The following is an 8,316-nucleotide window of genomic DNA, read 5'->3' on the forward strand; positions in this document are numbered from 1 at the left end:
TAGCCCCTCAATTTGCACTCATTTTTCTCAAGGAGGAGGTAACTGCATGAAACTAGCCATCATTGCAGATGATTTGACTGGCGCCAATGACAGTGGGGTCCAACTCGCACGTCATGGCCTTAAAACTAGCGTATTATTTGATATGGACGAGGACAACATTCGTCATTACGATGCCGTCGTCTTTGATACAGACAGCCGCTCCATTACCCAGGAAGAGGCCTATCAGCGGGTAAGCGGGGCAGCGAAATTCTTAACAAAGGCCGGATTCGAGACGATTTTTAAAAAAATGGATTCGACAATGCGTGGAAATATCGGCGCGGAAGTTGATGCACTATATGATGTTGTAAAGCCTGACTTTATGATGATTGCACCTGGTTATCCTAAAAATAATCGCACCATCTTGAACGCTGTCCACTATTTAAATGGTGTACCGCTTGGTGAAACAGAGATTGCGAATGATCCCAAGACACCGGTTACGCTCTCTTACCTTCCAGACTTGCTTAAGCTTCAAACGAAGTATGAAGTCGGTGAAATATCTGTAAGCGATCTGGAGGCAGGGAAAGACCATGTTGAAAATAAACTGAACAACTTTAAAAAGAATTCCATTCCGTATGTGCTTGTGGACTCCACCATAGAGCTTCATTTGGAACTGATATTGCAAATAACGAAGCAGCTGAGCTATACGTTTACATGGGCTGGTTCAGCGGGTATTGCTAACTATCTGCCCGAACATTACGGCATTTCAAGCACTCAGGTAGAGCTTACGATCTCTGAAAATCAAGGTCCGATTCTTACCGTCGTCGGCAGCGTTAACAAGAACTCCCGCGCACAGCTTAGACAGCTGCTTGAACAAACGGATGTTTACCCGGTACAATTTAAATCTTACAAGGCTGTATCCGATCAATCGGAGCGCGATGCTGAAATGGACCGTGTATATGAAGAAGTGAAGTCAAGAGCATTAGAGGGCAAGGATATTGTGATTTACTCCACGGCCGAACAGACCGATATCGAACAAGCACGTACCACAGGCGAGTCCAGAGGACTTAACCATACCGAGGTAAGTAACGAGATTGTGCGAGCGATTGGAGAGGTTTGTGCAAGACTGCTTGAGAAGGGTTATTTCAAGGGAGTATCCATGACAGGCGGAGATACAGCTAAGCAAATCTGCATGAAGTGGAATATCAGCGGCTTTGAGCTATTGGACGAGCTGGAAATTGGCGTGCCGATCTCCAAATTTATTGGCGTGAATGATCTGCATGTTATTACCAAAGCAGGCGGATTCGGCAAGCCGGACGTATTTGTCCATGCGATTCAAAAGTTAAGAGGAGGTCATAGAGTATGAAACCAACAGTTGGAATTACAATGGGTGATGCGGCAGGCATTGGACCCGAGATCATTATGAAGGCACTAGCCCATCAAGAAATGTACGATAACTGCAATCCTCTTGTGATTGGGGATGCCAAAATATTAGAACGGGTTCTGCCGATCATCGACTCAGATCTAAAGGTGCGTTCCATTCAAGAGCCATCTGAGGCAAAATATGAATTTGGTACCGTGGACGTGATCGATCTGGATCTCGTCCCGGCAGATCTAAAATTCGGTGAAGTGTCCGCTGTAGCTGGAGATGCAGCATTTCAGTTCCTGGCAAGAGCCATTGAGCTTGCGAAGCAGCATAAGATCCACTCCATCTGTACGGCACCGTTGAACAAGGAAGCTCTGCATCAGGGCGGACATTTATATCCAGGACACACTGAAATTTTAGCGGATCTCACGGATACAAAAGATTTCTCGATGATGCTGACGACACCGAACCTGCGGGTAATTCACTTGACAACCCATATGGGGCTTATCGAAGCGATCCAAAGCATTGACCCGGAAAGAACGTATACTGTCGTTAAGCTGGCTCACGATACACTGAAGAAAGCCGGCTTCGACAACCCAAGAGTCGCTGTCTGTGGAATTAACCCGCATGCGGGTGAGAATGGACTCTTCGGCAACGGTGAGGAAGAGGAAAAACTTCAACCCGGCATCGAGCGTGCCCAGAAGGAAGGCATTAATGTAGTGGGACCTCTTCCTGCAGACACCCTGTTCTTTAGAGCAGGCAGAGGCGATTTTGACATTGTCGTTGCTTGCTACCACGACCAAGGGCATGCGCCAATCAAGGTCATGGGTATTGAAGAAGGCGTCAACATTACGGTTGGGCTGAAGGGCGGTATCATTCGCACCTCTGTCGACCATGGCACGGCGTTTGATATTGCAGGCAAAAACATTGCTGAGGACAAGAGCATGCTGGCCGCTATCCGCTCCGCCATTGAGCTGGCTCCAAAGGATCGAATCTAATACGTGCGTGACTGCAGCTTACATGAAGGACCCAGCGATCGCTGGGTCTTTTTGATATGGTTTAGCTCCTCGGAATAGCCGCATATAACCCGGCACATAATAAACTTCACAAAGCTATTTCAGTTAAATAAGGAGGAATTATCAATTGAGTACTAACCAACCGGACAAGAACCTTATTAATGAAGTGAAGGATCTGGAGTCCACACCTGTGAACAGCCTCGATGCCCAGCAGAAACAGCAGGCTCGCAATGATCGACGGAAGCAGTCGCAGCACGACCATAACGGCAAATATACCGAAAGTGAATCCAACAACTACCATTAAAAGTCTGTGAGCTTTACAGCTTCTGATCTCTTTCGGGTGAAGCAGAACGCATATTTTACTCCGGCAGCAAGTATTTCTGACTGAGCAGCAGCGGGATTACCCACCGCATAGCGGGTCTGTCCGCTCGTACTGTCTGATTCTTTTGATTTAGACCCCAAATCATAAAAAAACACCGCGCAGCTCGGGAGACAGCGCTCTCGGCAGGAAACTCGCGGTGTTTTTTTGTTCATTTATTTATCATTTAGTTATTCAGGAATTCAATTAAAGCTTTATTAAATTGTTCAGGATGAGTTGCGTTCAATCCATGTGGTCCGCCTTCGATGACAACGAGCTCACTTCCTTTAACTGCTTCATGAGAGAGCTGACCACTGACTTCAAGCGGAACGACCGCATCGGAATCACCATGGATCACGAGCAGCGGGATATCGAATTTGTCCAAGTCTCCACGGAAGTCGGTTCGGCCGAAGGCAGCAACACAATCGAGTGTGCCTTTTGGAGAAGCGGCGGAAGCGATCGCAAGGTTGTACAAACGGAAGGGCTCGCTGACCAGGTCCGTTCGATCTCCAGCTTTGAAGAAGTTATGTGTGAAGCCATCGAGAAAAGCAATCCTGTCTTCTTTCAGACCAGCTTGAAATTCTTGAATCGTCTCTTCGTCCAGACCACCTTCCGGATGCTCGGCGGATTTATAGAAGTACGGAGGAACCGCGCCTGCGAGCACCGCTTTTCTGACACGGCTCGTTCCATACGTACCAACGTACCGGGCAACCTCACCACCGCCCATTGAGAACCCGACCAGTGTTACATCGTTAAGATCCAGATGTCCAATCAGCTGATCAAGATCGGCTGCAAACGTATCATAGTCGTATCCGTTATACGGCTGAGAGGATTGTCCGAACCCGCGGCGATCATAGGTAATTACACGGTAACCCGCTTCTATGAGCGCTGGAACCTGCTTCTCCCAAGAACGTCCGCTGAGCGGCCAGCCATGGATGAGAATGACCGGCTTACCTTTGCCAAGATCTTCAAAATGCAATTCAATAGGTTGTCCGTTTTCTGTTCCCACATTTAATTTAGGCATATTTATTACTTTCCTCTCGATTTAGTATTGTGAGTCAGCCACCACTGACCTTCTTCTTCATCATCATAGCGCTTTTTTTAAGTATTGTATTTTAGCAATTTACTATACCATTTATAGCATTTTTCTATATATATTTTACCCTGAAAGGAATCAGCGCAATCTTATTTCAATCGTTCAATCTATAATGAAAAGCTATACGATGTATAGTTAGATCCATATTGATCCGCAAGATCGGCAGCTTATAAGATGAGTTTAAGTGCACGCATAAGGAGGATTTAAATGGATATTCGTTTCAAAACCACCGCTGGCTCATTCGCAACTCTCATCTTATTCTGGTGTTCATTGGTCGTTGTCTCCGCTGTCTATATTACGATTCCTCTAATCCCGTTATTCGCTGAAACATTTACCGTCTCTTCCTCTCAAGCCGCTTGGGTCGGCAGCGCATTCTCGTTTGCATTTGCAGGCGGAGGATTACTCTTCGGTGTGCTATCTGATCGGTTTGGGCGTAAAAAGTTGATGATCGCCGGTCTTCTGCTGCTGACCTTAACAACACTATTGATCGGAACTGCACAAACCTTTTCTTGGCTTGTTGCTCTAAGATGTCTTCAAGGCTTGGCAGCTTCTATGTTTCCTCCATCTGTTCTAGCCTACGCCATGGAGATGTTCCCAGCCAAAAAGAGGGTAACCATCATCGGATTTATTAGCACTGCCTTTCTTATGGCCAGTATTATTGGGCAAATTTACAGCAGTATCATCGTATTCACATTTAGCTGGTCGTACGTATTCTATTTTTTATTCGGAATCTATTTCATATCTTTCTTATTCATCACCTTAGGAATTCCGAGCGACAATAGTGGTCAGGAGCGAAGCAGTATCTCTGCCTCCTTTGCCCGGATCGGTACCATTTTTCATAAAAAAGGACTTCCTTTTTGCTACATCATATCTACTGTTCTGTTTACTGCACTGGTTGGATATTTTACGACGCTCGGCAGTTACCTAACGAGCTCGCCGTTTCAATTGAGCCATGAGGAGATCCTGTGGGTTCGGGCTGCGGGCATTATTGGAATGCTTGTTTCTCCGTTCGACGGTATGCTAGTTGCAAAGTATGGCGTTAAACGTGTGTTGTGGTTCGGATTGATTATGGCTGCCATCGGTCTCGGATTATTGGGAGTCTGGCAAAACTTGGCCTTTCTGATCCTGATGAGTATTGTATTTACAACGGGTGTTGCCATTGCCCTTCCTGCCCTTATCTCGCTAATCGGTCAGCTTGCAGGAGAAGTGAGGGTGGGTCTGGTGGAGTCTCATAAAGTAAGGAGCAAGGTATTCGAGCTCGGCTGGTCAGCATCCAATCGAAATGGATTCTATCGTTTTATGTCTTCGGTTATGTATTTCATTTCGCACCTCTTCCAAAAGCTCCATAATCGCGTTGCCCTTATTCAAGAGGACTTTTCCCGCTTCCGTTACTTCTACCCCCCTGTTAACCCGATCGAACAATGGAATATTATTCTCATCTTCCAACACCCGAATTTGCTGGCTAAGTGTAGGCTGGGTCACACCCAATTCTTCTTTGGCCTTGGTGAAGCTCCCCGATTTGCAAATCTGAATAAAATATTCAAGCTGGCGCAATTCCACAAAGTATCCCCCTTCCAAGCTGCCGATTAACCATATAGACACACCTTTGTATATATTATAAGAAGGGACCGGGCGATTAAGATATCCTTTAAATTTCAGGTAAGGGTTACTGGATTTTAGGGTGGGTGGGTGAGGAACTGTATATTGGGGAGAATCTGGTGGATCTGAAATCGCAGATATAAAAAAATGCCTTAATAAAGGCAAGAAAAAGGAAGTATGATCCCTGATATTTTAGAGTTCGGTCAATATATGCAAAATAATCATTCCTTCGTATCGTCATAAATTTCCTGTATAATCCAGCTGTGATATCATAAGAATAGAAATAGGAGCCGTGCTGTAACACGACTCCCTGTACAACATACCGCTATAAGAGCGGTCGGCAGTTGGGTTAGCTACGAGAAATAGACCGCGGCCTCATCCAAAAGGGCGGTCTATTTCTTTTTGTCTCGGTTAACTATGGCGACGAATTACATCATCTATAAGTGAATGACAATAGTGATTTACCTGAATTAGCGTCAATGACTACATTGAACTGACTATACGTTGGAGCTTTTTTACCTTTCATTGCATGCCCTGTACCTTTTATACCAAAAAAAGTAACAATGTATACAGGTGTGTTGAGCATAAACCCATCCTTCTTTAATTGACTGTTACTGTTTAACGCTTCCTCGGTAAATGCATCCATAAAAGGGTAGCTAAAAAGCTGATATTCAGCTCTAATTGAGCTCGCTTCTTTAGCAAACTTCGGACTTTTAGCATAAGCAATCTTTACTGCTTCTTCTTTGTCCACTTTTGGAGGGAATAGAGGAGTGACAAGCTTCATTCCGAGGAACTTTAATCGATCCTTGTCATGTATAGTTAATACATCAGGTGCTGTAGTCGCATCGTATGTATTTATATCAAAAGGAACGCCTGCTTCCTCTACTGCTTGTGTAAATACATCACTAGTCTGAGCCAAAGCATTTCCTGATATATTTAATACTACAACCGACACCAGTAATGAGAAAAAGAATTTATTAATGTACTCCACTTCATAACCTCCACTATATCCAATTAACTATGTATGTTGAACTGGTTAAATTTGTTCTATTATAAACATCGGACGAGCATCTCATTCTACTTACCCTGAGCAATGAATAAGGAAACCTTATATTTTAGTACAACCAACTAGTGGTTTTTCAATGCACTTACACACAAAAGGCTCGTCCTGTATGCGGCGATACCCTACCGTCTTGTCACGCCGCTCATAAATTTCTTTGATTTTAAGTTTCAACTCCATATCAAACTCGTTAGCTTTACGCTTCAGATAGACATAGTAACCACTTTTTTAGAACATCTACCTCCAAGTACAAACGACGTAATTCATGTTCTTGTTCTGTCTCAACTCTGTGTGGATCTCCCGTCTATCCTCAAATGCAGTAGCTCCCTTTATCACAATAAAAAAAGAATCAGACAAGCGGAGCGTCGTTCAAATGCTCACTGTCTAATTCTTTTTCTTTCATGGAGTTTCCTAAAAGCCTTCAACACGATACTTTTCATTAAATACCATCTTGGAGGCGAGGGGACTCGAATTCCTGGTCTGAAACTATCACCACTTAGTCTTCTACGGGTGTAGTCACAGTTTTGATAAGTCTCAATTAGTCATATATATTTTAGAAGAACACCTTCGGACCAAGCAGGTACAGAACACACGCAGTCTCTAAGTTTACCTTGTTGAATCTCGGCAATGATTTTAGGCTCATGTGTATTATCAATGATGATAACTTCATCGGCAATTGTTAATGCAGGATTTAAATTTTGCAAAGACTGACCGTATCTATAGCGAATATCCTCTTTAGCGATCCAATGTCCACCCTGCTCGACACGTGATGCCACACGATCAATATGCATCTGTACATCTTGAAGACCAATATAGTACATCACACAAACCATTTTCTTTTGCGGCTTTCATATGCTTCAATACAAATGTCCCCGACAAAGTAGTTTCAATCGCAAAATCCTTATGGCTTTGATTTAACGCCCGAATTCTTTTAACAGCTTCTTTACCCGCAGACAGATCTGCACTTCTTGGGTCATCCGGGTTTAATTCACGAGCAATCTGATCTGGATCAACAAGTTCCCCCAACCAATCCCTCATCTGCATACTTAGCGTGCTCTTTCCAGCACCATTAATTCCGGCGAAAACCGTCATGATCGGTTTAATGTCATTCATGGTATTCAAGTTCCTGCCGTTGTCCGGATTCATCAAATAATAACTTCAAACTTATTTCCTTTCGCTTCTTCACGTATACGTTTGTTATTTTTTATATAGTAGATAGAAGCACCTAAATCTTTGGCTTGCTTTCGTGCATGTTGATTTGCTTTTTTTAGAACTTCTTGGAGCTGTTCTCGATTAACAACCATCTGAAGTCCCTCCGTTCTGTTTGAGTTTTAATTATTATATCACAAACTAAAAAACCACCAACCAGATGATCTGGTTGATGCCTTAAGTACTTAAATGGAGGCGAGGGGCATCGTCTCCCATTTGGTACTTAATGATTTGACTAAAAGAAGATCGATTCAATAAGAACCGATCTTCTTTTTATTTTCATGTTGTATTCAACTAACGTTTCCCGTTAGAATTCCTGTAATACGAATATTTGGAGTTTGAATAAAAAAGAACGCCTCGTTATGATGGGGTTACGCACGAGGTCATTGCCTCAAAAAGCCCATCTGGAGGTCGCTCTATCATGAAGTTTAAAGCACAAAACAAACAAAATCAACTCATTGAAAACATTACCGTTCATCATTTAGTGGTCGGCGTAGATATCGCTCAAGAGACCCATGTAGCCAGGGCCGTCAGCTTTCGTGGGATTGCTCTAGGGAATCCGCTTCAATTTGGAAATCATCGTGACGGCTTCGAGCTTTTCAAACGTTGGATTGAGACCTTACTTCAAACCCACCA

10 protein-coding genes and 2 pseudogenes are annotated in these 8,316 nt (G+C 43.9%); 5 read left to right on the plus strand and 7 right to left on the minus strand.

Going from position 1 to position 8,316, the window contains the following annotated elements; translation table 11 throughout:
• Positions 1 to 46 precede the first annotated feature (46 nt).
• The 3 genes from BM415_RS23960 to BM415_RS25275 all read left to right on the plus strand — a co-directional run bounded on the left by BM415_RS23960 (position 47) and on the right by BM415_RS25275 (position 2,662).
• Entirely contained in the window at positions 47 to 1,342 is a 1,296-nt protein-coding gene (locus BM415_RS23960; protein ID WP_091161875.1) for a four-carbon acid sugar kinase family protein, read from the plus strand.
• On the plus strand, positions 1,339 to 2,340 hold the full coding sequence (pdxA, locus tag BM415_RS23965) for a 4-hydroxythreonine-4-phosphate dehydrogenase PdxA (RefSeq protein WP_091161876.1): 1,002 nt from the start codon (positions 1,339 to 1,341) through the stop codon (positions 2,338 to 2,340). The genes BM415_RS23960 and pdxA overlap by 4 nt, the downstream gene beginning before the upstream one ends.
• A 145-nt stretch (positions 2,341 to 2,485) precedes the next feature.
• Complete coding sequence (locus tag BM415_RS25275; RefSeq protein WP_170862601.1) at positions 2,486 to 2,662, plus strand: hypothetical protein; 177 nt, start codon at positions 2,486 to 2,488, stop codon at positions 2,660 to 2,662.
• On the opposite strand, the gene BM415_RS25280 is transcribed toward BM415_RS25275, so the two are convergent.
• Both BM415_RS25280 and BM415_RS23970 read right to left on the minus strand, forming a co-directional pair.
• Entirely contained in the window at positions 2,659 to 2,820 is a 162-nt protein-coding gene (locus BM415_RS25280) for a hypothetical protein (RefSeq protein WP_170862602.1), read from the minus strand. The two genes, BM415_RS25275 and BM415_RS25280, sit on opposite strands and share 4 nt — an antisense overlap.
• An 83-nt stretch (positions 2,821 to 2,903) precedes the next feature.
• Positions 2,904 to 3,740, minus strand: coding sequence for an alpha/beta fold hydrolase (locus tag BM415_RS23970; protein ID WP_091161878.1), 837 nt, complete (start codon positions 3,738 to 3,740; stop codon positions 2,904 to 2,906).
• 279 nt (positions 3,741 to 4,019) lie between these two features.
• Between BM415_RS23970 and BM415_RS23975 the strand changes: the two are divergent.
• Positions 4,020 to 4,970, plus strand: a pseudogene (locus BM415_RS23975) (MFS transporter); the annotation flags it as partial.
• A 108-nt stretch (positions 4,971 to 5,078) separates the two neighbouring features.
• Here the strand turns inward: BM415_RS23975 and BM415_RS25710 are convergent.
• From BM415_RS25710 to BM415_RS23995, 5 genes are all read right to left on the minus strand, one after another.
• Complete coding sequence (locus tag BM415_RS25710; protein WP_348272338.1) at positions 5,079 to 5,414, minus strand: LysR family transcriptional regulator; 336 nt, start codon at positions 5,412 to 5,414, stop codon at positions 5,079 to 5,081.
• Between the two features lie 430 nt (positions 5,415 to 5,844).
• Complete coding sequence (locus BM415_RS23985; RefSeq protein ID WP_091161880.1) at positions 5,845 to 6,402, minus strand: hypothetical protein; 558 nt, start codon at positions 6,400 to 6,402, stop codon at positions 5,845 to 5,847.
• Between the two features lie 611 nt (positions 6,403 to 7,013).
• Positions 7,014 to 7,262, minus strand: a complete 249-nt coding sequence (locus BM415_RS25715) for a hypothetical protein (RefSeq protein WP_244533720.1) — start codon at positions 7,260 to 7,262, stop codon at positions 7,014 to 7,016.
• Positions 7,252 to 7,584 (minus strand): hypothetical protein, encoded by a 333-nt coding sequence (locus BM415_RS25720; RefSeq protein ID WP_244533721.1) that lies wholly within the window; start codon positions 7,582 to 7,584, stop codon positions 7,252 to 7,254. Before BM415_RS25720 ends, BM415_RS25715 begins: the two co-directional genes overlap by 11 nt.
• Positions 7,585 to 7,616: 32 nt before the next feature.
• Positions 7,617 to 7,775, minus strand: a complete 159-nt coding sequence (locus tag BM415_RS23995) for a hypothetical protein (protein WP_244533723.1) — start codon at positions 7,773 to 7,775, stop codon at positions 7,617 to 7,619.
• A 326-nt stretch (positions 7,776 to 8,101) separates the two neighbouring features.
• Between BM415_RS23995 and BM415_RS24000 the strand changes: the two are divergent.
• Positions 8,102 to 8,316: pseudogene (locus tag BM415_RS24000) on the plus strand (IS110 family transposase); the annotation flags it as partial.

The organism is Paenibacillus sp. 453mf (assembly GCF_900116105.1).
GTDB lineage: Bacteria > Bacillota > Bacilli > Paenibacillales > Paenibacillaceae > Paenibacillus > Paenibacillus provencensis.

Bases quoted from the DNA above. Each gene is read 5' to 3' on its own strand.
- BM415_RS23970 (WP_091161878.1), bottom strand. From the start codon at position 3,740: ATGCCTAAATTAAATGTGGGAACAGAAAACGGACAACCTATTGAATTG.
- BM415_RS23960 (WP_091161875.1), top strand. From the start codon at position 47: ATGAAACTAGCCATCATTGCAGATGATTTGACTGGCGCCAATGACAGT.
- BM415_RS25720 (WP_244533721.1), bottom strand. From the start codon at position 7,584: ATGAATGACATTAAACCGATCATGACGGTTTTCGCCGGAATTAATGGT.
- BM415_RS23995 (WP_244533723.1), bottom strand. From the start codon at position 7,775: ATGGTTGTTAATCGAGAACAGCTCCAAGAAGTTCTAAAAAAAGCAAAT.
- pdxA (WP_091161876.1), top strand. From the start codon at position 1,339: ATGAAACCAACAGTTGGAATTACAATGGGTGATGCGGCAGGCATTGGA.
- BM415_RS25715 (WP_244533720.1), bottom strand. From the start codon at position 7,262: ATGCATATTGATCGTGTGGCATCACGTGTCGAGCAGGGTGGACATTGG.